Below are 24527 nucleotides of genomic sequence, written 5' to 3' on the forward strand. Positions count from 1 at the left end.
GTGGCGGTTTCACTTTGGCAGCAATGTATCGGACGACTACAAGACGAGCTATCGGCTCAGCAATTCAGTATGTGGATCAGACCGTTACAAGCCGAAATGGACGGGGATACTCTAGTGTTATATGCACCGAATCGATTCGTTCTCGATTGGGTTAGAGATAAGTACCTTAATACCATTAATCAATTTTTTACTGAGCAAATGGGCAGTAATGCGCCTAAGTTGCGTTTTGATATTGGTAGTCGTCCAGCGAATAAACCAGCCACTCCAGCAGCGTCGGTGAGAATGCCTGCTGCGCCATCTGCAAATAAATCGCCGAGTAAGCCGTCTTTTAATACCAATGAGCCTTCGGTTAGCACGAATCATAGAAGTAATATCAATCCCACGTATCAGTTTGATAACTTCGTTGAGGGTAAATCTAACCAACTGGGTAAAGCGGCAGCGCTGCAAGTGTCAGAAAATCCCGGTGGCGCATATAACCCGCTATTTCTTTATGGTGGTACAGGTTTAGGTAAGACCCACTTATTACATGCTGTGGGTAATGGCATTATCAAGAATAATCCGAATGCTAAAGTGGTTTATATGCATTCTGAAAGATTCGTACAGGATATGGTTAAAGCCCTGCAAAATAATGCGATTGAAGAGTTTAAGCGTTACTACCGTAGTGTCGATGCATTATTTATTGATGATATTCAGTTTTTTGCTAATAAAGATCGATCACAAGAAGAGTTTTTCCATACCTTTAATGCCTTGCTCGAAGGGAATCATCAGATCATCTTGACCTCTGATCGTTATCCAAAAGAGATTGACGGCGTTGAAGATCGCCTTAAGTCGCGTTTTGGTTGGGGTCTTACCGTTGCAATTGAGCCTCCGGAATTAGAAACCCGTGTTGCTATTTTAATGCGTAAAGCGCAAGAGAGTGGTATTAACCTCCCGGATGAAGTTGCTTTCTTTATTGCCAAGCGATTGAGATCAAACGTGCGTGAGTTAGAGGGCGCATTAAACCGTGTTATTGCTAACGCAAACTTTACAGGTCGTCCGATCACTATCGATTTTGTGCGCGAAGCACTAAGAGATCTCTTGGCTCTGCAAGAAAAATTGGTCACTATAGACAATATTCAGAAAACTGTAGCTGAATATTACAAGATCAAGATGGCCGATATGTTGTCTAAGCGTCGTTCCCGCAGTGTGGCGCGCCCAAGACAGATGGCAATGGCACTGTCGAAAGAGTTAACTAACCAAAGCTTACCTGAGATTGGTGATGCCTTTGGTGGTCGTGACCACACCACTGTGTTGCACGCATGTCGTAAAATTGCGCAGCTTCGTGAAGAAAGCCATGACATTAAAGAAGATTATGCTAACTTGATCCGTACGTTATCTTCATAAAATCTGGGAAATTGAAACTAATGAAATTTTCAATTGATAGGGATGCCCTATTAAAGCCGCTTCAACTCGTTAGTGGAGCGGTGGAGAGACGACATAACTTGCCTATTCTGGCAAACCTTTTAGTTGAAGTAAGTGGTCACTCACTTAAGTTGACCGGTACCGATTTAGAGGTCGAACTCGTCGGCCAAGCGCAACTTGAGGGAGAGGTCATCGAAGGACGAACGACCGTTCCGGCTAAGAAATTTCTCGATATTGTTAAATCACTTCCCGATCAAGTCGAACTTAAAATTGAGCAGCAGGAAAACCGCCTGTTGCTGCGTTCTGGTCGCAGTCGTTTTACTTTGGCGACACTACCTGCCGAAGAATACCCGAACGTAGAAGCCTTCCAGGCCGACATTCAATTTACCATCAAACAAGGTACGCTTAAGTCACTTATCGATGCGACTCAGTTTTCAATGGCAAACCAAGACGTACGTTATTACTTGAACGGTTTGTTGTTAGAAACCGAGGGCAACGTATTACGCGCGATTGCCACCGATGGTCATCGCTTAGCATTAAGCCATCGTATGATTGAAGAGTCCTTACCTGAAAAACAGGTCATTGTACCGCGCAAAGGCGTGTTAGAGCTGCAACGCTTGTTTGAAGGTGAAGATCTTGATGTGACCATAGCGATTGGTGATAACGCGATTCGTGCAACGACACAGAGTGCGGTATTTACCAGTAAGCTTGTCGATGGTCGATTCCCTGATTATCGCCGCGTACTGCCTAAAGGTGGCGATAAAGTGGTTATCGCAAGTCGTAACCACCTTAAACAGGCATTGCTGCGCGCCTCTATTCTGTCGAATGAGAAGTTCCGTGGTGTGCGTGTACAGCTAGAGCAGAATTTAATTAAGATCACCGCCAATAACCCTGAACAGGAAGAAGCGGAAGAGATCTTAGATATCGAATATGACAATACGCCGTTAGAAATTGGCTTTAACGTGAGCTATCTGCTGGATGTATTGAACAACTTACCTTCCGATGATGTGCGTATCACCTTAATCGATGGCAACTCCAGCGCCTTGATTGAGAACCATATCGAAGAAGATTCCATGTACGTTGTTATGCCAATGCGCCTCTAATTTGGTCCTTATTAACGCCACGCCCTGTGGCGTTAGTCTATTTGCTTAGGCTGAACTACTGAGTAATTAATGAGTTTAACTCGTCTTCATATCGACTCTTTTCGTAATATCACTAGCGCGCAATTGCAGTTAGGCGATGGATTGAATCTTATCTATGGCCAAAATGGTAGCGGTAAAACCAGTATACTAGAGGCTATCTATTTTCTGGGAATGGGGCGTTCGTTTCGAAGTCATCTGTCTCAGCGTGTTATTCAAAACAGTGAAGATAAACTCACCCTATTTGCTAACTTAAGCCAAGGCGATCAAGAGCAAAAAATTGGTTTACGCCGTTTTCGCTCAGGGGATACCGAAGTGAAAATTAATGGCGATAAGGTCAAAAGGTTATCGACATTAGCGGAAACGTTACCCATACAAGTGATCACTCCCGAGAGTTTTTCTCTGCTTTTTGAAGGGCCAAAATCTCGGCGACAGTTTATCGATTGGGGCGCGTTTCATACCGACAAAAACTTCCATTCGGCATGGGCTAATGTTAGACGAATTTTAAAGCATAGAAATCAGATGCTTAAAAGTGAAACACCTTATCACCAAGTTCAATTTTGGGACAAGGAATTAGTGCGTTATGCCGAAATTGTCACCGAGATACGAAAGCAATATGTAGGCTCGTTAAATGAACGACTTAAGGGTATAATCGAAGAGTTTTTACCTCAGGTTGATGTTAAAGTTTCCTTTACTCGAGGTTGGGATAGCAAAACTCATTATGATGAGTTGTTGCAGGCACAATATCCCAGAGATTTAGCGGCAGGACACACAGCAAGTGGGCCTCATAAGGCTGACCTAAGACTGCGTGTTGGCACACTGCCTGTTCAGGATGCGTTATCCCGAGGCCAATTGAAATTGTTAGTGTGTGCGTTGCGCATTGCACAGGGAAAGTTGCTAAAACAACAAATAGATAAAAACAGTATTTATCTGGTGGATGATTTGCCATCGGAATTGGATGCAAGACACAGACAACTGTTGCTGCAGCAGCTAAGCGATACAGGGGCGCAAGTATTTGTGACTGCTATCGAGCCAGCGGCAATAATAGATTCGTTAAACACGCCACCTGTAAAGGTGTTTCATGTGGAACAAGGGCGTGTAACGGTAATTGAATAACCGACGAGAGAATAATATGTCAGAGAATAGTTACGATTCTTCGAGTATTAAGGTTCTAAAAGGCCTTGATGCGGTACGTAAGAGACCTGGAATGTATATCGGTGATACCGATGATGGTACGGGTCTACATCACATGGTATTCGAAGTGGTCGATAACTCTATCGATGAAGCACTTGCTGGCTATTGTAGTGACGTTACGATCAAAATCCATGCAGATGGTTCGGTATCAGTTAAAGATGATGGCCGTGGTATTCCTGTTTCTATCCATGAGGAAGAAGGGGTTTCTGCTGCTGAAGTTATTATGACTGTACTGCATGCTGGTGGTAAGTTCGATGATAACTCTTACAAAGTATCTGGTGGTCTTCATGGTGTGGGTGTTTCGGTTGTAAACGCACTGTCAGAAAAACTACAGATGACCATTCGTCGTGAAGGTAAGCTTTACGAGCAGTTTTATACTCACGGTGTACCTGATGCACCGATTCAGGCGATTGGTGACGCGACAACCACTGGCACAGAGATCCGTTTTTGGCCTAGCAGCGAAACCTTCACCGATGTCGAATTCCATTTCGATATTCTGGCTAAACGAGTTCGCGAACTGTCATTCCTAAACTCAGGCGTGGGAATTCGTTTAGTTGATGAGCGTGATGACCGTGATGAGTTTTTTAAGTATGAAGGTGGTATTAGTGCGTTCGTTGACTACTTAAACGTTAACAAGACGCCTGTAAACAAAGAGGTTTTCCACTTTGTTCAAGAGCGTGATGACGGCATTACCGTTGAAGTTGCGATGCAGTGGAATGATGGTTTCCAAGAAAACATCTTCTGTTTCACCAACAATATTCCTCAGCGCGATGGTGGTACTCACTTAGCGGGTTTCCGTAGCGCATTGACGCGTAACCTAAATACTTATATGGACCGTGAAGGTTTCAATAAGAAAGGTAAAACCAGTGCTACGGGTGATGATGCGCGAGAAGGTTTAACGGCAGTTATCTCGGTTAAAGTACCGGATCCTAAGTTCAGCTCGCAAACCAAAGATAAACTGGTTTCTAGTGAAGTGAAAACAGCGGTAGAACAGACCATGGGTGAAAAGTTAGGTGATTACCTAATGGAGCATCCAAATGAAGCTAAGTTAATTGTGGGTAAGATCATCGATGCCGCTCGTGCTCGTGAAGCAGCCCGTAAAGCGCGTGAAATGACTCGTCGTAAAGGCGCATTAGATTTAGGTGGTCTGCCAGGTAAACTTGCCGATTGCCAAGAGAAAGACCCTGCGCTTTCTGAAATATACATAGTGGAAGGGGACTCTGCTGGCGGTAGCGCCAAGCAGGGACGTAACCGTAAGAACCAAGCCATTCTGCCTCTTAAAGGTAAGATCCTCAACGTTGAGAAGGCCCGCTTCGATAAGATGCTGTCTTCACAAGAGGTTGCGACACTGATCACCGCATTAGGTTGTGGTATTGGTCGTGACGAGTACGATCCAGATAAGACTCGTTATCACAACATCGTTATCATGACCGATGCTGACGTCGACGGCTCGCACATCCGTACCTTGCTGTTGACCTTTTTCTTCCGTCAAATGCCTGAACTGATTGAGCGTGGTTATATCTATATTGCTCAACCACCGCTGTACAAAGTTAAAAAAGGTAAGCAAGAGCAATATCTGAAAGACGATCCAGCATTGGTTGAATATTTAACTAACTTAGCGTTAGACGGTGGTGAAATTCATCCTTCTAAAGATGCGCCTGCGATGTCGGGAGCACCGTTAGAGAAGTTGGTTTATCAATATCGCGAAGTCGAGCAAATTTTTGATCGTCTAGAGAAGCGTTATCCACTTATGTTGACTGAGCGTATGCTTTATCAACCAGCGTTAACTAGTGAGTTAATGGCTGACGAAGCGAAAGTAAAGCAGTGGTGTGATGCTTACGTTGCTGCGTTGAAAGAAGCTGAGTCTGGTGGATTCATCTTTAGTGGCGAAGCGTTCCTTGACCCTGAGCGTCAAGTGTATCTACCTAAGATCACTATTCGTAAACACGGTATCGATACCCATTACCTGTTCTCTTACGATTTCTTAGTGTCTAGCGACTATCAGCGTATGTCAAAGCTTGCTGAAGCGCTTGATGGATTAATCGAAGAGGGTGGCTATGTTAAGCGTGGTGAACGTGTTAAAGAGATCACTTCCTTCGTTGAAGCATTAGATTGGTTGATGAGTGACTCAAAGCGTGGTCTTTATATCCAACGATACAAAGGATTGGGTGAGATGAACCCTGAGCAGCTTTGGGAAACCACCATGGATCCAGAATCGCGTCGTATGCTTCGAGTAACCATTGAAGATGCGATTGGTGCCGATCAGCTGTTTACCTGCTTGATGGGTGATCAGGTAGAGCCGCGCCGTGATTTTATCGAGTCAAACGCACTTAACGTGGCTAACTTAGACGTGTAAGTCTTATTGACCGTTAGTCAGCAAAAGCCTCAGAGAGATCTGGGGCTTTTTTGTTGCTCATTTTTGAATAATACCAATTAGTATAAAGATGTGATCGCTCAGTGAGAATTTAGCGCTTATGAGGCAAGGCAACGAGTGAAGAGCATAGTTGTTCTACGATCAAACTCGTTAACACTGCATCAAAAGTGCTAAAACTCGCCTGTTAGGCGTGTTTTTTACCTTCCTACTTCTGCGTTGAATGGCCTCACAAGGGAACAACCATTCCATCATCCATTCGCCTTGAATTAGTTACCAAAAAACACGCTGAGTAGATCACTTTCTTATACTGATTGGTATAACGATCGTGATAAAGAATGAGTTGGAGGTGGGACAAGCTGGCCATCATCCATTGCCCTCGGACTCATCAGAGCGCGAGTAGTATTCGTTTGCTATAAAGCTCGTAGCTTATGTTGGTTGGGATAGATGTCGGCTGATAAGCTGAGCGAAGGCTAGTGCGTGCTCATTGTCGCCATGCAGGCAAATGCTGGTCGCCTTTATGATGACCGATTTTCCATCTAGCGTAGCAATAGGTTGGCTATTGATAATGTTTTCGACTTGTTTCATTGCGGTTTGAGGGTTTTCGATAACGGCGCCAACAAGGCGGCGTGATGCCAGTGCGCCGTTGGCTAAATAGGCTCTGTCGGCAAAGGCTTCTTCAATAACTTCAATACCTTGCGCACGTGCTTGCTGGACGAGAGAGCTGCCGGCTAGCATCATGAGTTTTAGGTCTGGATCGACTAACTTTATCGCGTCGATAATGATTTGTCCCAAATCGCTATTTTCAGCCGCTTGGTTATATAACGCACCATGAGGCTTAACATGGTGTAGTTTCACCTCTAAGGTATTGCAGATTTGTTTTAAAGCACTAATTTGATCGACTATCGAGTCCAATAACTCATTCGGGCTTAACTCCATGGTTTGACGGCCAAAATTAGCCCTATCAGGGTAACTTGGGTGAGCGCCTATCAGTACATTACATTGCTTGGCGAGTGTAACTGTTTGGCACATGGAGGCTTGATCGCCCGCATGGCCACCACAGGCGATATTGGCGCTGGTGATGATGTGCAGTAAGGCTGCGTCATTTACACCTCCCTCACCCAAATCGGCATTGAGATCGATTGGATAACGCCGCCCAATTTGCTTTGTGTTAGCAGCCATCCATTGCCCTCGCTAAACGATAATGATACTGCTGCCACTCATAGTTAGCACTCTGTGCCTGATTCGGACTGATATGCTGGAACATAAGATCTTGCCCCGGTCTCATCTGCGCCACCTTCCATAAGTCGGCTTCGATCACGCAGGCTATTCTAGGATAGCCGCCTGTGGTTTGCGCATCTGCCATCAATACAATGGGTTGGCCATTAGGTGGCACTTGTACCACCCCAGGCATCACGCCATGCGAGCGTAAGCTCATCTCTGTATCGGTTGATAGGGTTTGGCCTGTAAGCCGAGTTCCCATTCGATTGCTCTGATTTGACACTTTCCAAGAGGTATGCCAAAACGTTTTTTTACTCGATGGACTAAAGAGCGGCAATTCTGGACCAGGAAGAGCTCTTAAGATGCCGTCGTTAGCGCGTTGTACCGCGCCAATAGGACGACTAAATTTACCAAATTCCGCTGCGCCTATGTTCAATCTATCGCCAATTTCAAGATAGCGCCCATGATGTCCACCGAACTGGTTGGTGATGTCGGTGCCTTTGCCATTTAAAACCGCCGGACACTCAACGCCTCCCATGATGGAGAGGTAGCCGTACATCCCGTATTTCGGGCCGCGCACGCGCAGTATCTCACCTTTATTAACTTTACTGCGCCAGCCATTCCATAGGGGTCTGTTGCTGATGGTGGCATCAAAGTGTCCGCCACATAGGGCGACCCAAGTGTCGGTTTCAAAGCGGATAGTAAATTCTCCAGCACTAAACTCCAATGCGGCGCAGTTATCGGGGTTTGCCACTAAGCTATTCGCGAGGATCAATGCCTGTCTGTCTATTGCACCGCCGATAGGAACACCTAAATGGGCGACACCAGTGCGGCCTAGATCTTGGATCGTAATATGGCTGTTGGCTTGCTCAATGTGGATCATGATGTAAATGACCTGACTGGAACGAAAGTAACGATATCACCAGGCTGTAATAGGTTGGGAGAGTGCTGCAGCGGGTTAAATAACTTAAGATTGGTTTGGCCGATAAGTTGCCATCCTCCTGGGCTTTGGCTTGGATAGATACCCGTTTGCTCACCACCTATCCCAACTGAACCAGCGGGCACTTGCTGTCGAGGTGTTGATAATCTTGGGGAGTGTAATGAGGTTGGTAAGCCATCGAGATAGGCAAAACCGGGTTGAAACCCAATGAAAAACACTTGGTATTTGGCGCTACTGTGTTGGCTAATAACCTCTTCGACGCTAAGCTGGTGGGTTTTGGCGACATTGTCGATATCTGGGCCATACTCACCACCATATATCACGGGGATATCGATATTTCGTTGGGGTAATGAATGTTGCGACGCCTCATCCCATAATTTTTGTAGTATCGCTTCACCAGATTTAAGCCGTTCGGCGTTATCAAAATAGAGAGTTAGGTTATTCATCCCGGGAACCGCATTGAGCACATCTGCTAGATTTCGGCAGCTGTCAGCTATCCAGCAAAGCTTGTTTTGCAGGGCAAAATCGATAGCAGCTCGTGGTGCAGGGTCCAGCACCAAGGAGTTTTCACCTAGAGGATAGATGATATTTTCAGATACCATGGCAATTTAGACCTAGTTGCGGGAACGATAAGGTTAAGTCTAACTTGGCTTTGTATCATCGCTCAAGCATTGCACTGAAATGAGTGAATTCGAAATTGTGTGCTGAGGATGTATTATATTCATTGGGATTACTATCCTCGGTCATAAAAAAACGCACCACTAAGGGTGCGTTTTTATTAGCAAACTTTATGCTTATTGCAGTAGCGAGATGTCAGCCGCGTGTAAGAACTGCTCACGTAGGCTCGATAACAAGGCTAGGCGGTTGTTCTTCAGTGCTTCATCATCAGCCATCACCATCACATCTTCAAAGAAGGTATCCACGCTTTCACGTAGGTTTGCCAGCAGTGAAAGGGCTTCTTGATAGTTAGCTGCAGCAAACAGCGGTGCAAGCAGAGGCTGTAGCTCATTAATCTTAGCGGCTAGAGCTTTTTCGGCACCTTCAACTAACAAGTTATCGTCGATAGTGGCTGGAAGCTCACCTTCAACTTTAGCTAGGATGTTAGATACACGCTTATTGGCTGCAGCGAGTGCTTGAGCTTGCTCAAGAGTTCTAAAGTGAGCAACCGCTTTGATACGGCTTTCAAAATCGGCCGGTGAAGTTGGGCGACGTGCAAGCACGGCTAAGATCACATCGACACTCACATCTTGATCTTGATACCAAGCACGGAAGCGACCCATAAAGAACTCAAGTACCTGCTCGGCGACATTGTCGTTGCTGAGGTTTTGACCATGAAGCTCTTGTGCTTTTGCTATCAGATCAACAAGATCAAGCGGTAAGTTATTCTCTAAACAGATACGCAGCACACCAATGGCAGCGCGGCGTAAGGCGAATGGATCGGCTGCGCCTTTTGGTGCTTGGCCAATACCAAAAATCCCCACTAAAGTATCGAGCTTCTCTGCTAACGCAACACAGATAGAGATCGGTGCGGTTGGCACTGTATCACCAGAGAATTTAGGTTTGTACTGCTCAGCGAGTGCAACCGCTACGGCATCGGTTTCACTATCTAGACGCGCATAGTGCATGCCCATGGTGCCCTGCAGATCGGTGAACTCCATCACCATATTGGTCATCAAGTCTGATTTAGATAGAAGACCGGCACGAGCGGCTTCTTCTTTGTTTGCACCAATGCTGTTGGCAATGAAGGCTGCCAAAGCTGAAATGCGTTCGACGCGCTGTTTGATGGTACCTAACTGCTTTTGGAATACCACGGTATCAAGGCTAGCAAGACGAGACTCAAGCGACTGCTTTTTGTCGGTTTCGAAGAAGAACTCAGCATCGGCAAGACGTGGGCGAACCACTTTTTCGTTACCAGCAATAATCTGCGCTGGATCTTTAGATTCGATGTTAGTGACAAAAATAAAGTTTGGTAGCAGTGCGCCAGCTTTATCGAATACTGGGAAGTATTTTTGATCGCCTTTCATGGTGTAAACCAAGGCTTCTGCTGGCACGTCGAGGAATTTCTCTTCGAAGTTGGCGGTCAATACCACTGGCCACTCAACCAGTGAGGTCACTTCCTCTAGTAGATCATCTTCAAGATCGGCCACACCACCAATTTTAGCGGCAGCAGCTTCGGCGCCCGCTTTAATGATCGCTTTACGCTCAGCGTAATCGGCTAACACTTTACCTTGCTCTTTAAGCGCACTGAGGTAGTTGTCGGCATGATCTAGTTCTAAGGTATCAACGCCCATAAAGCGATGACCGCGTATGGTACGGGCAGACTTTATGCCAAGTAGTTCGCCTTCAATTAGCTCGCTACCCATAAGCATGGTCACGGTGTGCACAGGACGGATAAATTGAGTCTTGCTGCTGCCCCAACGCATAGGCTTTGGAATGGGGAGCTTGTCTAGTGCGCGCTGCGCCATGTCGGTGATCAGTGACTTTGTTTCAACACCAACTACTTTAGCTTGATGTAATAGCCACTCGCCTTTATCGGTTTTTAGGCGCTCAGCTTGCTCAACGGTAATGCCGTTGCCGCGAGCCCAGCCCATTGCGGCTTTAGTTGGATTGCCATCGGCATCGAATGCTTGAGCGATGGCTGGACCGCGCTTCTCTACAACCTTGTCGGCCTGTGCCAATACCAGTTGCTTAACATTGATGGCTAAGCGACGTGGAGCGGCGTACCAAGTTGCCGATTCAAAACTGAGTTCTGCTTTGTTTAGCTCTTCTTCGAAGTTAGCTAAAAACGATTCAGCTAAGTTACGTAGTGCTTTGGGTGGTAACTCTTCGGTGCCTACTTCAATGAGTAAGTTTTCAAATTTCATCTTTAATAATCCTCTACTTACACATTGGGAAACCAAGCGCTTCACGGGCTTGGTAATAGGATTCTGCAACGGCTTTTGCCATGGTGCGAACGCGTAAAATATAACGCTGACGTTCGGTTACCGAAATCGCATGGCGGGCATCGAGTAAGTTAAAAGCGTGAGAGGCTTTCATTACTTGCTCATAAGCGGGCAGTGGTAGCGGTGTTTCAAGTGCGAGTAGGTGGTTACAGGCTTTTTCACAGTCATCGAACTGCTTGAAAAGCACTTCTACATTGGCGTGTTCAAAGTTGTAGGTAGACTGTTCAACTTCATTCTGGTGGAAAACATCACCATACATAATCTTGCCCATTGGACCATCGGTCCAAACAAGATCATAAACGCTGTCAACCTCTTGAATGTACATGGCTAGTCGTTCTAAACCATAGGTGATCTCGCCTGTGACAGGGCTACACTCTAGGCCGCCTACTTGTTGGAAGTAAGTGAACTGAGACACTTCCATACCATTTAGCCAAACTTCCCAACCAAGGCCCCAAGCGCCAAGGGTTGGTGATTCCCAGTTATCTTCAACGAAACGCACATCGTGGATGCCCATATCGACACCAAGTGCTTCAAGTGACCCTAAGTAAAGCTCTTGAATATTGCTTGGTGAAGGCTTTAATACCACTTGGAACTGGTAGTAGTGTTGTAGGCGGTTAGGGTTTTCTCCGTAACGGCCATCGGTTGGACGGCGACACGGCTGGACATAGGCGCTGCTCATTGGTTCTGGGCCTAATGAACGCAAGAATGTCATTGGATGGAATGTACCTGCACCCACTTCCATGTCCAGCGGTTGAACGATAGCGCAACCTTGCTGCGCCCAGTATTCTTGCAGGGTTAAGATAAATCCCTGAAATGTTTTTACGTCGTGTTTCGTCGTCATGTCTACTACTGTCAGCTGGTGATAGAAAATGGTTTCGATTATACCTTGTTGAAAACGGCTTATGTAGGTTATTTTTTATCTTAACGGTGGAAAATTGAGAAAAAATACCATGGAAGTTAAACGTTGCGGCTGGGTGAGTAATGATCCCTTATACCAAGCTTATCATGACGATGTGTGGGGACGGCCTGTCTATGACAGCCAGGAGCTGTTCGCTAAACTCTGTTTAGACGGTCAGCAAGCGGGCTTATCTTGGATCACTATTTTAAAGAAGCAGCAAAATTATGAGGCGGCGTTTGCTAATTTTGACCCTAAGATTATCGCTACTTTTGATGAGGAAAAGATAGAAGAATTATTGCAAAATCCAGGTATTGTGCGTAATCGACTAAAAGTAAATTCGATTATTAAAAATGCCAAAGGCTATCTAGCATATGTAGAGCAGGGGAATGATTTTGCTACATTTTTATGGGGTTTTGTCGGTGGCGAGCCCATCATTAACCACTTTCATTCATTAGAACAATTGCCTGCGCAAACACCAGAGTCAGAAGCGATGTCAAAGGCCCTCAAAAAGCTTGGATTTAATTTTGTTGGTCCAACAATTTGTTATGCCTTCATGCAAGCGGTCGGTATGGTTAACGATCACTTGGTCGATTGCTTTTGCTATCAACAGGGTGATAAGTGATGCCAGGTTTAGCCAGATATCGTTTAGCTATATAGACCTGTACTAATTATATTCGTCATTTCTAAAGTTGAGTTCACCAAATATCTTTGTGGTATTAACAAAAAGGGGGTTCCACGTGGAACACCCTTTTTGTTTTTTTGATAAAGCCTATTTTTGGCCTAATTTGTAATTTTCATGAAATTAAAATTTTCGGCTAAAGTCTGGCAGATTTTAAAATTTAATTTTGATTAAAGTTCGAAGAAAAATGGCTTACGCTTGGTTTTATCACCATTCAGTTGGTCCATGGTCTCGGCATTGTAAAGTTTGCCGTTGACCATGGTATAAGTCACTCGGTCGGTAACACGAATGTCTTCGAGTGGATTGCCATCTATTACGATCAAGTCGGCAAGCTTACCAGACTTAATTGAACCGAGTTGATGATCCATCGCGAAGGTTATGGCAGGGTTGATGGTTGCGGTTTTTAAGACTTCCATATTACTCATGCCACCTTGGGCGAACATCCACATTTCCCAATGAGCAGCTAAACCTTCGCGTTGTCCGTGTGCGCCAATATTAGGTTTAACACCGAGTTGGTTTAACTCATTAGCAACCCGTGCAACGTTAAAGTGGTTGTAGTGTTCATCGGGTGCTGTTGGGCGACGCATTGAGCGAGCTTGCAATAAGTCACCGGGCACATATTTAGACAGGCGAGGGTGCGACCATACGTCTGTTTTATCATACCAATAGTTTTCCCCTGAAATACCACCATAGGCAACCACTAAGGTTGGAGTATAGTGCACCTCAGTTTGGCTCCAGAATTGCTTAATGTCGTTATAGATAGCTGCCGCTGGTAGTGAATGCTCAATGGTCGTGTGGCCATCTGCGATCATGGTGAGGTTATGCTGTAATAAGCTGCCGCCCTCTGGCACGACCATCATCTCCAACTCACGCGCTGCGGCAATAACTTGCTGACGCTGGTTACGGCGAGGTTGGTTGTAGCTCTTAACACTAAATGCACCGACTTTTTTGAGTCGCTCTAAGTGGAACTTTGCATCATCGAGTGAGTCGATATGCGAGGTATATCCCGGTGCATTGGCACCATACAAGATTGTGCCAGTAGAGAAGATACGCGGTCCGGCGATATTGCCCGCCTTTTGCTGCTCTGAGGCGGCAAAAATTTCAGTGGTATCGTTAGAAGGATCGTGAATCGTGGTGACACCTAGGGACAGGTTAGAATAGAGCTCCCAGTTCTGTTGTGGAATAATCTCACTTTCACCTTGTGAGCCGTGAGCGTGGGCATCAAATAGCCCCGGCATTAACGTCTTGCCTTTAATGTCGATAACCTCTGCGCCAGCCGGAATCTCCGTTGTTGCATCACCTACAGTGACAATCTTGTTGTCTTTGACTATCACTATGCCGTTATCGATAACCTTATCATCTTCCATGGTGATCACTTGGCCACCAACAAAGGCGATAGTTCCACGTGGAACATCCGCTTTCTTGCTAAAGCCGATATCAGTGATCTTAGGTTCGCTAATCTTTGATTTAGCGCCTTTCTCTGCTGTGGTGTAGCTGTTATCCACGTTAACTTGATACAGCTCTGGGCCTAGGGTCCAGTAAAGTTGATCGCTGTTGTTATTCCAGCTGATACTTTCTCCTGCGCGCACACTTAATTGGGTAACAGGCAGGTTGCTGGCTTTCGGACCGATATCTATGGTTTCGCCATGTTTAGCAAATGGGGTGACCCAGACCTTAAAGCGTTCTGCGAAGGCCAGTTGCTTGCCATCCGGCGAGACTCTAAATTCAGTTGCATGCTTACTGGTGTAATGGACTCGCTTTTGAAATCCATGGAGATTAATTGAGGACAGCTGTGGTGTCTCATCATGGTCTAAAAAGAATACTCGGTCCGACTCTGCGCCGAACTGAGGTTGATAGCCATCAGGTGTGATCTTTGTGTTAGCTTTGCCTTTGATGTCGACCACATACAGACCGGGTTCCTGAGACCAGGTTCTTGGCGTGATATTACCGCCTTTGATTTTACGGTAAACGACTAATTCCCCATCTGGCGAAAAGGTTGGTTCAACGTATTTACCTGGCTCTTGGGTGAGAACTTTTGCTTTACCACCGCGAGCATTGATAACACGCACGCTTCCTTGTTTGTCATCATCCCAAGTAGTGAAGACTATCTGTTTACCATCGCGAGACCATTGAGGGAATAGCTCACGTAGATCCGCATCTAGCTTAGTGAGTCGAGTGACCTTGCCATCAGGTAAGGTTTTAACCCATAGCTTACCTAAGGCTTCATAGACGACCTTTTTACCATCTGGAGACACCTGTGCCATTCGTAGCATTTTGACATCGAAGATATCCTTGTCGATATTCTGCTTAAAGCGCACGGATGGTTGTACAGCTAGTTCTGTTTTAACCGAGAAAGGGATCTGGTTGACTTGTTTGTCATCTACTTTTAGACGGTTTATTTTGCCACCGGCCCAGAATATGATCTCTTGGTTATCGGCGGTCCAGCTCATTGTTGGATATACGCCGTGAATAGCCCAAGTCTCCTGCATGTCGCGGTCGAGGTTATCGTATAGCTTGGTTTTTTTTCCCGATTTTAGATCGAGTAGATAAAGTGTCGACTGGAAACCATCACGTTTTATATAGGCCAACTTAGTTCCATCTGGGCTAGGTGTTGGACGAATCGCACCACCAGTGCCCTCGATGAGAACTTCAATATCACCCGTTTGAGTATCGTAGCGCTTAATCTTATAGATGCCTTTCACCGAATCTTTAGAGTAGTGGAAGGTTTTTCCTGGTGTGGCGTCTTGACTAAAGTAAACATAGCGCCCATCCGGAGAGTAGGCTGGCTCACCCAAATCTTTCTGTTCGTTAGGTCGCTCAGTGAGCTTAACCCCATCGCCACCAGCAACATGATATAACCAGACTTCACCAGCACCTAAACTGCGGCTACCAGTAAAGTGTTTACGGGCGATCAGGTACTGTGAATCTGGGCTCCACGCAGGGCTATTAAGCAGACGGAACGTTTCCTTTGTGACTGGGCGAGGGTTGTTGCCGTCGGCATCCATAATCCAGATGTTGTCACCGCCATCTTCATCAGAGGTAAAAGCGATAGACTTTCCATCTGGGCTATAAACCGGCTGCATCTGCCATGCGATACCCTTGGCGATTGCCTTAGCTTCACCGCCTTCGATGGGCATTTGATAAATATCACCTAGCAGATCAAATACTACCGTTTTACCATCTGGGCTGACACTGACGTTCATCCAAGTCCCTTCGGATACATCAATCTTAACTTGTTGAAGTGGTGCGTTTGCAGGCGCATTGACCTGCCAAGTCCCTGCTTCGGCTTTATCTTCTGCCCATGCAGGAAGGCTAAGGCTTAAGGCTATAGCGGCACAGAGTGGGGTGAGTCTTTGTTTAAACATTATTTTCCCGTTTTTTCGTTTTGTTTTGAGGGGTTGAGTTAAGCGTTCGCTGGTGATAGTGGTCACATTTTAACGGTTATTTATCGCATAAATTGCGTAACAGTAAAACCATAATTCTGTGACATTTAGTGAATAGTTGGTGTGTTTGGAGAGGAACAGCCTGCAGATGCAGGCTGTAGAGTAGGAGTTAAATCAGTTCAAGCTGTTCGGTAATACGAACTGAATCGCCAATATTGATATTAGCATCGTTTAGCACACGGCAGGTGACACCGCCACGCCAGTTCGGGGTTAATGCCGCTTCGAGTCCTGGCTGGGCCATCTCCATCTTTTTACAAGGATCCGTTTCGCCTGTGATATGTAGTTGTAGATCACCGATATGAAGTACTTTGCCGATATACTGTGGGCCGAACTCCAGCCCCTCAACAAGTAAGTTTGCCCTGCGAGTTGTCCATGGCAGTTCAATGTTTAGCTCGTGACAGGTTTGTTGCCATTGCTGTGCGGAGAGCACCGTGACTTGGCGTTTGCTGGGCTTACCAAATACATCCTGTGCGACACCAGTGGTTGTGGTGACGAGTGCGTTTGATGTTTCAAGCATCGGACCACCCCTGACCACCTTGTAACTAATACCTTGTAAACTCGCCATTTTGTTCCCGTCCATTTGAATGCCTGTTTACAGTGTAAACCGCTCCTTGGCGGGGATGCAAGATATGGTTATAAGCCTTTTTTTATCAGGTATCGATAGGGGGGTGCGCTAGTTTCGCTAGCAATCAAGGTGTGATCCATAAACTCACAAAAACTTGGAATATCTCTGGTTGTGGCAGGATCATCTGCGATGATAAGTAAGGTTTCACCATCTTGCATCTTGCGCACAGATTTTCGAACCATCATCACAGGTTCGGGGCATCTTAAACCTAGGGCATCGAGTTGGTGTTGTGCGTCAGAAAAAGTGTTGCTCATAAAAATAACCTTGGATGATGAAAAGACCACTTTAAACAGTGAGGGCTAATATTACGCTAGCCACGGGGTTGTGCCAAGTTGCGCTAAGGATTTTGTGAGCTAATACTGATAGGTGTAAATCATTACGGAGTGTTTCACGTGGAACATTGGATTAACGTTTTATTGAATCTAATTTCACGAGGTTCTTTTTGTCTGTACTTGCCGGTACAGATTTCAAGTTTCGCTTATGTTGATACATTTTGCTGTCTGCAAGGTTAATTATTTCGCTGGCTTCCATATAGTGTTGTGGGCCAGTATCTACGATTCCATAACTGAGCGTCACAGGAACTAACTCTTGTTTAAGTTTTTTTTCTAACCTGTTTATAAATTCATTTTGAACGTCTGTTGCATTACAATTTGGTAATACAATACAAAACTCATCTCCACCGTAACGAAAGCAACAATCTTCTCCTCGTACCGAGCTTGCAATAACTTTGGCAATATTTTGCAAAATATTATCGCCAGCCTGATGTCCTTGAGTGTCGTTTATCTTTTTGAAATCATTGATATCAATATAACAGATACTAACGGCCTCTAATCGACGTTGTGCAGCTCTAAGCATTCTGGTTACTATCTCGTTTAGATGGCGTACGTTTAGTAATCCTGTAAGCGGGTCTGTACGTGATAATTCTTCAAGTTGTTGGGTTCGCTCTTTTACTTTAGCCTCCATGTTGTTGGCATATTTCTCTGCTTTTTGTTTTGCCGTTTCTATTTCTGATACTAGGCTTCTGATGTAAGTATCGAAAACCAGGCTAACGTCGAAGAGGATTAATTTGTCCAGAGCAAGTATAACGGCTTCAGCTTTAGCCTGATCCTTTTTAAATGCCTTATTTATATTCTTATTAATTAAGTTTTTAAGGGTATGTACTGCGGAGAGATAGAGCTTTGGTTCAACGCCTATACGCTTATGTACTAGGCCTATTCTCAATCGATTATTAACATATTCGAGATCGTATTCCCCTAGAAATAAATCTTGTACATAACGTTTTTGCGCAGCCCGCAGACGGTCTAAAGTGTCTGAGTCACCAATTAATAATGCTATCTCAGACACATCGGTTTGCATCGAGTAAAACTCTTCGACAATATCATCGATATATAATTGAATCGTCGGCTGGCAAGACGCTAATAGTTCGGTATCTTGTGTGGTAAGCAGAAACAGTGATTTACGGAACTCTATCTCTAGGTCGGTAATTCGCATCTGCTCAAAAAGCGTTTGATTAGTTTGATTCATTTCAATTCCATTTGCTCTGAATTTGCCATCAATAATTTAAAATTACACTTCAGTTTTTATAGTATAGCTAACTTAACGTTGGATGAAGCTGTTTCCTTGTCTATGTCAAATCTACCATTGTTGCATGAGTTAAAGCTTGTAGATCTTGGGGCGAGAGTTGGATATCTAAGCCGCGGCGGCCACCGCTGATATACATTTGTGCTAGCTGTTGAGCACTGGTATCAATAAAGGTCTCTAAGGTTTTCTTTTGACCTAAAGGACTAACACCACCTAAGACATAACCTGTTGAACGTTGAACTTTTTCCGGTGATGCCATGGCCGCTTTTTTTGAGCCTACAGCTTTGGCGAGGCATTTCATATTAAGCTTTTTATCTACTGGAATAATTGCGACCACTAACTTATGGTTATCGACTTCGGCAACGAGAGTTTTAAATACGCAGGCCACATCTAAATTAAGTTTTTCTGCGGCTTCTAGCCCATATGCACCGCTGCCTGCCTGGTGTTGGTACTCGTGAACCGTGTAATTGATTTTTGCTTTATCTAGTGCTTTGGTTGCGGGAGTCATAACTTGTTGTTTCCGATATTTACAGTTGGTTTACCATGATGGATATTGTAATGCCGTGGTTGTCCTGAGTATCTATTTGCTGCCAGCCTTGTTGACGATATAGCTTGATATTATGACTCTCAGTTTGAAGGTAGAGCGTGGTGATATTCATCGTGCGAGCTTTCTCTATCGCTAACTGAATAATCTTATTGCCCAGCCTTTTGCCTCGCTCACTCTGTTTGACAAAAACACCACCAAGCCAGTGAGAGTCTTTAGGATAGTCAGGATTTTCCTGAAATCTTAACTGAGCAACAGCGACTGGTTCATCGTCTCGGCACAGCATTAAAATCAACGGTAGTGTATCGCGATTTAAATAGTCAGAGAGTGATGATTGCACGGTTTCTAAGGTGCGATCAGCGCTTAAGTGTCCCCACTGGTGATAATACCAACTTGCAATCGTGCTGGTCGCATTAGGGTTGTCGGCAAGTATCTGACAGTGCATTGGCTGATCTCGTTTGAATCGCTTTGTTGATTATTTTCATAAAACTGGACTGAGTACAAGCTGTGTTTGGGCGAGGTTTTACTCGATGGGCGTAAGTCGTAAAAGTTGGCGAAAAAAAATCGAGTAACTCTTCGTTACTCGATTTCTATAAACGCTCATGGGAGGGAGGCGTTACACTCGTTCAAATACCGTTGCGATGCCTTGGCCTAGACCGATACACATGGTCGCGAGACCTAATGATGCATCTTTACTTTCCATAAGGTTGATTAGGGTGGTAGAGATACGAGTACCTGAACAGCCTAGTGGATGACCTAATGCGATTGCGCCACCATTGAGGTTGATCTTTTCGTCGACAACATCCATCAAACCAAGATCTTTAACACAAGGGAGTGATTGTGCTGCGAAAGCTTCGTTAAGCTCGATCACATCGAGATCGTTAACGGTTAAGCCTGCTCGGGCTAATGCTTTTTGGGTCGCAGGAACTGGACCATAACCCATGATTGCAGCATCGCATCCAGCAACTGCCATAGAGCGAATACGCGCACGGATCGGCAGACCAAGTGCTTTAGCTTTCTCTTCTTCCATCACTAGCATGGCAGAAGCACCATCAGATAGCGCAGAAGAGGTACCCGCAGTAACTGTACCATTAGCGGGATCAAATACGGGGCGCAGGCTTGCTAGTGATTCTAGAGAGGTTTCTGGACGAATAACTTCATCATGGTAAACCTTAATAAGCGCACCACTGGCATCATGCCCTTCGATAGCATGGATCTCATTGGCAAAACGACCTTCAATGGTCGCCGCATGAGCACGTTGATGAGAGCGTACAGCAAACTCATCCTGCTGCTGGCGAGTAATGCCATGCATTTTACCTAGCATCTCGGCGGTAAGCCCCATCATGCCAGAGGCTTTAGCCACATTGTTCGCAAGGCCTGGGTGGAAATCGACACCGTGACTCATAGGTACATGGCCCATATGTTCAACGCCACCCACAATAAAGGTGTCACCCATGCCTGTCATAATGGCGCGTGCGGCTTGGTGCATGGCTTCCATTGATGAACCACAAAGACGGTTAATGGTGACGGCGCCAGCTTGCTTAGGAATGCCAGCCAGTAGGGCAGCATTACGCGCAATATTGAAGCCTTGCTCTAAGGTTTGCTGAACACAACCCCAAATAACATCTTCGATGGTGTTTGGATCGAGTTGTGGATTGCGCACCAAAAGTGCTTTCATTAATTCTGCAGAGAGAGTCTCTGCGCGTACATTTCTAAATACCCCAGCCTTAGAACGGCCCATGGGAGTACGGATGCAATCTACAATAACTGCTTGTTTCATTATTCTATTCCTTCCCGATGATTAGGCTTGGTAGTAGCTACCGTTGTTGGCTGCAAGTTCACGCATCTTGTCTGTTACTTGGTACAGTCCGCCAAGGTGAGCATATTTGTCGGCTAATGCGACAAAGTTGGCAACGCCCATAGTGTCGATGTAACGGAACACACCCCCTCTAAATGGAGGGAATCCAAGACCATAAACAAGTCCCATATCGGCTTCAGCTGGCGTAGCGATAATCCCTTCTTCAAGACAACGTACAGTCTCGATGATCATTGGGATCATGGTGCGAGCAATAATGTCGTCTTTACTGAACTCTTTTAGCTCGCCAAAGGCGGCGCCCAGTAACTCGTAACTAACGGCATCGATCTCTTTCTTCGGTTTACCACGACGATCGACTGAGTATTGATAGAAACCCTTGGCATTTTTTTGTCCGAAACGCTGGGCTTCGAACATCACATCAATTGCGTCTTTACCGGTTTTGCCCATTCTGTCTGGGAAACCTTCAGCCATCACCGCTTGTGCGTGATGACCAGTATCTAGACCGACTACATCAAGTAGGTAAGCAGGACCCATTGGCCAGCCAAACTGCTTTTCCATTACTTTATCGATAGCGGCAAAGTCGGCGCCATCGGCGAGTAGGCCACTAAAGCCTGCAAAGTAAGGGAATAACACGCGGTTGACGAAGAACCCAGGGCAGTCGTTAACTACAATAGGCGTCTTACCCATCTTAGCGGCATAGGCGACAACCGATGCGATAGTTTCTTCTGAGCTACTCTCACCACGGATAACTTCAACTAGCGGCATCTTGTGTACTGGGTTAAAGAAGTGCATACCGCAGAAACGCTCAGGTTTCTTCAGGCTCTTGGCTAGCAAGTTGATTGAGATGGTTGAGGTGTTAGAGGCTATGATGGCATCTTCGCTAACATGTTGCTCTACTTCAGCCAAAACAGTCGCTTTCACTTTTGGGTGTTCGACAACAGCTTCGACAACAACGTCGGCTTGCTTGAGCGCACTGTAATCTAAGGTGGCAGTGATGTTATTCAGTACCGCCGCCATTTTTTCTGGCGTTGAACGGCCACGCTTGATTTGCGCGGTAAGCAATTTCGAAGCTTCACCTAAACCAAGCTCAAGTGCTGGCTGGGCGATATCTTTCATTACGATAGGTGTGCCTTTACTCGCACTTTGATATGCAATACCGCCACCCATAATCCCGGCACCTAATACAGCGGCAGACTTCACCGGCTGAGCTTGTTTTGAGGCTTTTTTCGCTTTGCCTTTTACTAGTTGATCGTTAAGGAAGATACCGATAAGTGCCTGAGCAACTTCGGTCTTCGCTAGCTTTAAGAAAGCTTGATGTTCAACGTGTAAGGCCTCTGTTCGCTCAGCGCCTGCAGCTTTTTCAATCACATCTACTGCAGCCATTGGGGCTGGATAGTGTTTACCGGCAACTTGGAACACCATGCCTTTAGCAGTGGCAAATGACATCATGGCTTCAAGTTTTGGCAGTGTTAATGGCGATAGTTTACGTTGACGGCGCGCTTGCCAATCAATCTTTTCGGCAATTGCATCTTTTAGCATTTGAATTGCAGCGGTTTCTAGTGCTTCAGGTGCAACAATAGCATCGATAGCGCCGACTTTTAATGCCGCTTCTGGGCGTTGGTCTTTACCTGTGGTGATCCACTCAAGTGCGTTATCTGCGCCAATGACGCGAGGTAGTCGTACTGTGCCACCAAAGCCTGGAATTATCCCTAGTTTGGTTTCGGGTAGGCCGATGCGTGCGGTCGTATCCGCAACGCGCATATCGGTTGCTAAAATCGTTTCGCAACCACCGCCTAACGCAAAACCTTTAATAGCTGAGATGGTTGGGAAGGGAAGATCTTCCAATTTATTAAATACGCTATTGGCTTCTTCTAACCATTTAAGGAGTACGGCATCATCTTGGGCGAATAAGCCTAAAAATTCGGTGATGTCGGCACCAACAATAAAAGCGTCTTTGCCTGAAGTAAGCACTAGACCTTTAATATTATCTGCTTGCGTTAGGCTGTCTAATGCGGTGTTGAGCGAGTCGAGGGTTTCTCTGTCAAACTTATTGACTGAGCCCGCGGCATTGAAACAGAGCCGAGCGATATTGTCTTCAAGTAGTTCAACCTGAATTGTAGGACTTTGATAGATCATTGCTTGCTTCCTTATTGCTTAAAGAGCATTACCTACTATTGATTTTGTATGGCGTAGGTAAATCCCTATTTTACAGCAGGCCATCATTTGACCAGTTGTTGCTCAGTGTGCGTCTAAATTAAGAAAATTTCAACACCCAATTTAAACGGTTGTTTAATTTTCTTCAGTTAGGCTGAATTTTGTCCTTTATGTTAGACTCACAGGATCACTACCTAACCCGATATTGTTAGGGTTAGTCATCTTTATTAGAACAATAATAGGAACCGAGAGATGGAAAACTTAGCGCCTCTTTATCCAAACCATATCTTTGAATTAAATCGTCGTGTTGCTGAGATCATGGCTCGTGAGCAGGTAAGCGGTTTGGTTATTCATTCGGGACAACCCCATCGCCAGTTTCTCGATGATTTGGATTATCCTTTTAAGGTCAATCCGCAGTTTAAAGCTTGGTTACCAGTGCTTGATAATCCCCACTGTTGGTTGTTGGTGAATGGTAAAGATAAGCCACAGCTAATTTTTTATCGTCCTGTTGATTTTTGGCACAAAGTCGCTGATCTTCCTGATGCATTTTGGACTCAAGAGTTTGATATTAAATTATTGACCAAGGCCGATAAGGTTGCCGAGCTATTGCCAAAAGATATAGGAAATTGGGCGTATATCGGTGAGCATTTAGAGGTCGCTGAAGTGTTAGGCTTTAAGTCTCGTAACCCTGAGGCGATCATGAGCTATCTGCATTATCACAGAGCCACTAAAACTGAGTACGAATTGGCATGTATGCGCAGAGCAAACGACATTGCGGTTAAAGGGCATGATGCCGCAAAAAGTGCATTTTATAGCGGCGCCAGTGAGTTTCAGATCCAGCAGGCTTACTTAGCAGCAACGGATCAGGGGGAAAATGAGATGCCTTATGGCAATATTATCGCCCTTAATCAAAATGCGTCGATATTGCATTACACCGCACTTGAGCATGACACGCCTGCTCAGCGATTGTCTTTTTTAATTGACGCGGGTGCTAGTTTTCACGGTTACGCTGCGGATATTACGCGAACTTATGCATTTGAGAAGAATCTCTTTGGTGAGTTGATCACGGCTATGGATACACTGCAACTGGAGATTATCGATATGATGCGACCTGGGGTTAAATACCCAGATCTTCATATCGCGACTCACCAGAAGTTGGCGCAAATATTATTGGATTTCAACCTTGTCACAGGTGACAAGCAAGGATTAATTGATCAAGGGATCACCAGCGCCTTTTTCCCCCATGGACTAGGCCATATGTTGGGTTTGCAGGTACATGATATGGGAGGCTTCCTCCATGACGAACGTGGTACTCATATATCGCCGCCTGAGGCCCATCCTTTCTTGCGTTGTACTCGCACTTTGGCTGCCAATCAAGTGCTAACCATTGAACCAGGGCTTTATATTATTGACACCCTACTTAATGAATTGAAACAAGATGCTCGTCAGCAGATTAACTGGGATACGGTTGACCTTTTACGTCCATTTGGCGGTATTCGCATCGAAGATAACGTGATTGTTCATAGTGATCACAATGAAAACATGACACGGAATTTTGGTTTGAATAGTTAGGAGATGA

At 45.4% G+C, this 24527-nt stretch carries 19 protein-coding genes; 6 read left to right on the top strand and 13 right to left on the bottom strand.

Annotated features, from left to right (window positions below; all coding sequences use genetic code 11):
* From dnaA to gyrB, 4 genes are all read left to right on the top strand, one after another.
* Window positions 1–1383, top strand: coding sequence for a chromosomal replication initiator protein DnaA (dnaA, locus tag K0I62_RS00005; RefSeq protein ID WP_220069583.1), 1383 nt, complete (start codon window positions 1–3; stop codon window positions 1381–1383).
* A gap of 20 nt (window positions 1384–1403) precedes the next feature.
* Window positions 1404–2504, top strand: coding sequence for a DNA polymerase III subunit beta (gene dnaN, locus K0I62_RS00010; protein WP_220069584.1), 1101 nt, complete (start codon window positions 1404–1406; stop codon window positions 2502–2504).
* A gap of 69 nt (window positions 2505–2573) precedes the next feature.
* Complete coding sequence (gene recF / locus K0I62_RS00015; RefSeq protein WP_220069585.1) at window positions 2574–3656, top strand: DNA replication/repair protein RecF; 1083 nt, start codon at window positions 2574–2576, stop codon at window positions 3654–3656.
* Between the two features lie 16 nt (window positions 3657–3672).
* Entirely contained in the window at window positions 3673–6090 is a 2418-nt protein-coding gene (gyrB, locus tag K0I62_RS00020; protein WP_220069586.1) for a DNA topoisomerase (ATP-hydrolyzing) subunit B, read from the top strand.
* Between the two features lie 444 nt (window positions 6091–6534).
* On the opposite strand, the gene pxpA is transcribed toward gyrB, so the two are convergent.
* From pxpA to glyQ, 5 genes are all read right to left on the bottom strand, one after another.
* A complete protein-coding gene (gene pxpA, locus K0I62_RS00025) occupies window positions 6535–7287 on the bottom strand; it encodes a 5-oxoprolinase subunit PxpA (RefSeq protein ID WP_220069587.1) in 753 nt (250 codons plus the stop codon).
* The gene (locus K0I62_RS00030; protein WP_220069588.1) at window positions 7277–8209 is read right to left on the bottom strand and encodes a 5-oxoprolinase subunit C family protein; all 933 of its coding nucleotides are present in this window, start codon (window positions 8207–8209) and stop codon (window positions 7277–7279) included. Before K0I62_RS00030 ends, pxpA begins: the two co-directional genes overlap by 11 nt.
* Window positions 8206–8868: a 5-oxoprolinase subunit PxpB gene (gene pxpB / locus K0I62_RS00035; protein WP_220069589.1), complete on the bottom strand. Its 663-nt coding sequence runs from the start codon at window positions 8866–8868 to the stop codon at window positions 8206–8208. The genes K0I62_RS00030 and pxpB overlap by 4 nt, the downstream gene beginning before the upstream one ends.
* Before the next feature lie 192 nt (window positions 8869–9060).
* Window positions 9061–11130, bottom strand: a complete 2070-nt coding sequence (gene glyS, locus K0I62_RS00040; RefSeq protein ID WP_220069590.1) for a glycine--tRNA ligase subunit beta — start codon at window positions 11128–11130, stop codon at window positions 9061–9063.
* A 13-nt stretch (window positions 11131–11143) separates the two neighbouring features.
* The gene (gene glyQ, locus K0I62_RS00045; protein WP_110458781.1) at window positions 11144–12049 is read right to left on the bottom strand and encodes a glycine--tRNA ligase subunit alpha; all 906 of its coding nucleotides are present in this window, start codon (window positions 12047–12049) and stop codon (window positions 11144–11146) included.
* 109 nt (window positions 12050–12158) lie between these two features.
* Here glyQ and K0I62_RS00050 point away from each other — a divergent pair, with 109 nt between their 5' ends.
* A complete protein-coding gene (locus tag K0I62_RS00050) occupies window positions 12159–12728 on the top strand; it encodes a DNA-3-methyladenine glycosylase I (RefSeq protein WP_220069591.1) in 570 nt (189 codons plus the stop codon).
* A gap of 227 nt (window positions 12729–12955) precedes the next feature.
* Here K0I62_RS00050 and K0I62_RS00055 read toward each other — a convergent pair whose 3' ends face one another.
* The 8 genes from K0I62_RS00055 to fadB all read right to left on the bottom strand — a co-directional run bounded on the left by K0I62_RS00055 (window position 12956) and on the right by fadB (window position 22930).
* Window positions 12956–16150, bottom strand: a complete 3195-nt coding sequence (locus K0I62_RS00055; RefSeq protein ID WP_220069592.1) for an amidohydrolase family protein — start codon at window positions 16148–16150, stop codon at window positions 12956–12958.
* Window positions 16151–16337: 187 nt separating this feature from the next.
* Window positions 16338–16793 (bottom strand): MOSC domain-containing protein, encoded by a 456-nt coding sequence (locus tag K0I62_RS00060; protein ID WP_220071224.1) that lies wholly within the window; start codon window positions 16791–16793, stop codon window positions 16338–16340.
* 68 nt (window positions 16794–16861) lie between these two features.
* Entirely contained in the window at window positions 16862–17107 is a 246-nt protein-coding gene (gene tusA, locus K0I62_RS00065) for a sulfurtransferase TusA (RefSeq protein WP_220069593.1), read from the bottom strand.
* Between the two features lie 151 nt (window positions 17108–17258).
* Window positions 17259–18377: a GGDEF domain-containing protein gene (locus tag K0I62_RS00070; RefSeq protein WP_220069594.1), complete on the bottom strand. Its 1119-nt coding sequence runs from the start codon at window positions 18375–18377 to the stop codon at window positions 17259–17261.
* Between the two features lie 100 nt (window positions 18378–18477).
* A complete protein-coding gene (gene ybaK, locus K0I62_RS00075; protein ID WP_220069595.1) occupies window positions 18478–18942 on the bottom strand; it encodes a Cys-tRNA(Pro) deacylase in 465 nt (154 codons plus the stop codon).
* 19 nt (window positions 18943–18961) lie between these two features.
* Window positions 18962–19423 carry a GNAT family N-acetyltransferase gene (locus K0I62_RS00080; protein ID WP_220069596.1) on the bottom strand — a complete coding sequence of 154 codons (462 nt, stop codon included), beginning with the start codon at window positions 19421–19423 and terminating at the stop codon, window positions 18962–18964.
* Window positions 19424–19594: 171 nt separating this feature from the next.
* On the bottom strand, window positions 19595–20758 hold the full coding sequence (gene fadA, locus K0I62_RS00085) for an acetyl-CoA C-acyltransferase FadA (protein ID WP_220069597.1): 1164 nt from the start codon (window positions 20756–20758) through the stop codon (window positions 19595–19597).
* A gap of 21 nt (window positions 20759–20779) precedes the next feature.
* A complete protein-coding gene (fadB, locus tag K0I62_RS00090) occupies window positions 20780–22930 on the bottom strand; it encodes a fatty acid oxidation complex subunit alpha FadB (RefSeq protein ID WP_220069598.1) in 2151 nt (716 codons plus the stop codon).
* A 270-nt stretch (window positions 22931–23200) separates the two neighbouring features.
* Between fadB and pepQ the strand changes: the two genes are divergently transcribed.
* The gene (gene pepQ / locus K0I62_RS00095; protein ID WP_220069599.1) at window positions 23201–24520 is read left to right on the top strand and encodes a Xaa-Pro dipeptidase; all 1320 of its coding nucleotides are present in this window, start codon (window positions 23201–23203) and stop codon (window positions 24518–24520) included.
* Window positions 24521–24527: the final 7 nt, after the last annotated feature.

The sequence above is a fragment of the Shewanella psychrotolerans genome (assembly GCF_019457595.1).
Classification (GTDB): Bacteria; Pseudomonadota; Gammaproteobacteria; order Enterobacterales; family Shewanellaceae; genus Shewanella; species Shewanella psychrotolerans.

Bases quoted from the DNA above. Each gene is read 5' to 3' on its own strand.
- dnaN (WP_220069584.1), top strand. From the start codon at position 1,404: ATGAAATTTTCAATTGATAGGGATGCCCTATTAAAGCCGCTTCAACTC.
- recF (WP_220069585.1), top strand. From the start codon at position 2,574: ATGAGTTTAACTCGTCTTCATATCGACTCTTTTCGTAATATCACTAGC.
- gyrB (WP_220069586.1), top strand. From the start codon at position 3,673: ATGTCAGAGAATAGTTACGATTCTTCGAGTATTAAGGTTCTAAAAGGC.
- pxpA (WP_220069587.1), bottom strand. From the start codon at position 7,287: ATGGCTGCTAACACAAAGCAAATTGGGCGGCGTTATCCAATCGATCTC.
- K0I62_RS00030 (WP_220069588.1), bottom strand. From the start codon at position 8,209: ATGATCCACATTGAGCAAGCCAACAGCCATATTACGATCCAAGATCTA.
- pxpB (WP_220069589.1), bottom strand. From the start codon at position 8,868: ATGGTATCTGAAAATATCATCTATCCTCTAGGTGAAAACTCCTTGGTG.
- glyS (WP_220069590.1), bottom strand. From the start codon at position 11,130: ATGAAATTTGAAAACTTACTCATTGAAGTAGGCACCGAAGAGTTACCA.
- glyQ (WP_110458781.1), bottom strand. From the start codon at position 12,049: ATGACGACGAAACACGACGTAAAAACATTTCAGGGATTTATCTTAACC.
- K0I62_RS00050 (WP_220069591.1), top strand. From the start codon at position 12,159: ATGGAAGTTAAACGTTGCGGCTGGGTGAGTAATGATCCCTTATACCAA.
- K0I62_RS00055 (WP_220069592.1), bottom strand. From the start codon at position 16,150: ATGTTTAAACAAAGACTCACCCCACTCTGTGCCGCTATAGCCTTAAGC.
- K0I62_RS00060 (WP_220071224.1), bottom strand. From the start codon at position 16,793: ATGGCGAGTTTACAAGGTATTAGTTACAAGGTGGTCAGGGGTGGTCCG.
- tusA (WP_220069593.1), bottom strand. From the start codon at position 17,107: ATGAGCAACACTTTTTCTGACGCACAACACCAACTCGATGCCCTAGGT.
- K0I62_RS00070 (WP_220069594.1), bottom strand. From the start codon at position 18,377: ATGAATCAAACTAATCAAACGCTTTTTGAGCAGATGCGAATTACCGAC.
- ybaK (WP_220069595.1), bottom strand. From the start codon at position 18,942: ATGACTCCCGCAACCAAAGCACTAGATAAAGCAAAAATCAATTACACG.
- K0I62_RS00080 (WP_220069596.1), bottom strand. From the start codon at position 19,423: ATGCACTGTCAGATACTTGCCGACAACCCTAATGCGACCAGCACGATT.
- fadA (WP_220069597.1), bottom strand. From the start codon at position 20,758: ATGAAACAAGCAGTTATTGTAGATTGCATCCGTACTCCCATGGGCCGT.
- fadB (WP_220069598.1), bottom strand. From the start codon at position 22,930: ATGATCTATCAAAGTCCTACAATTCAGGTTGAACTACTTGAAGACAAT.
- pepQ (WP_220069599.1), top strand. From the start codon at position 23,201: ATGGAAAACTTAGCGCCTCTTTATCCAAACCATATCTTTGAATTAAAT.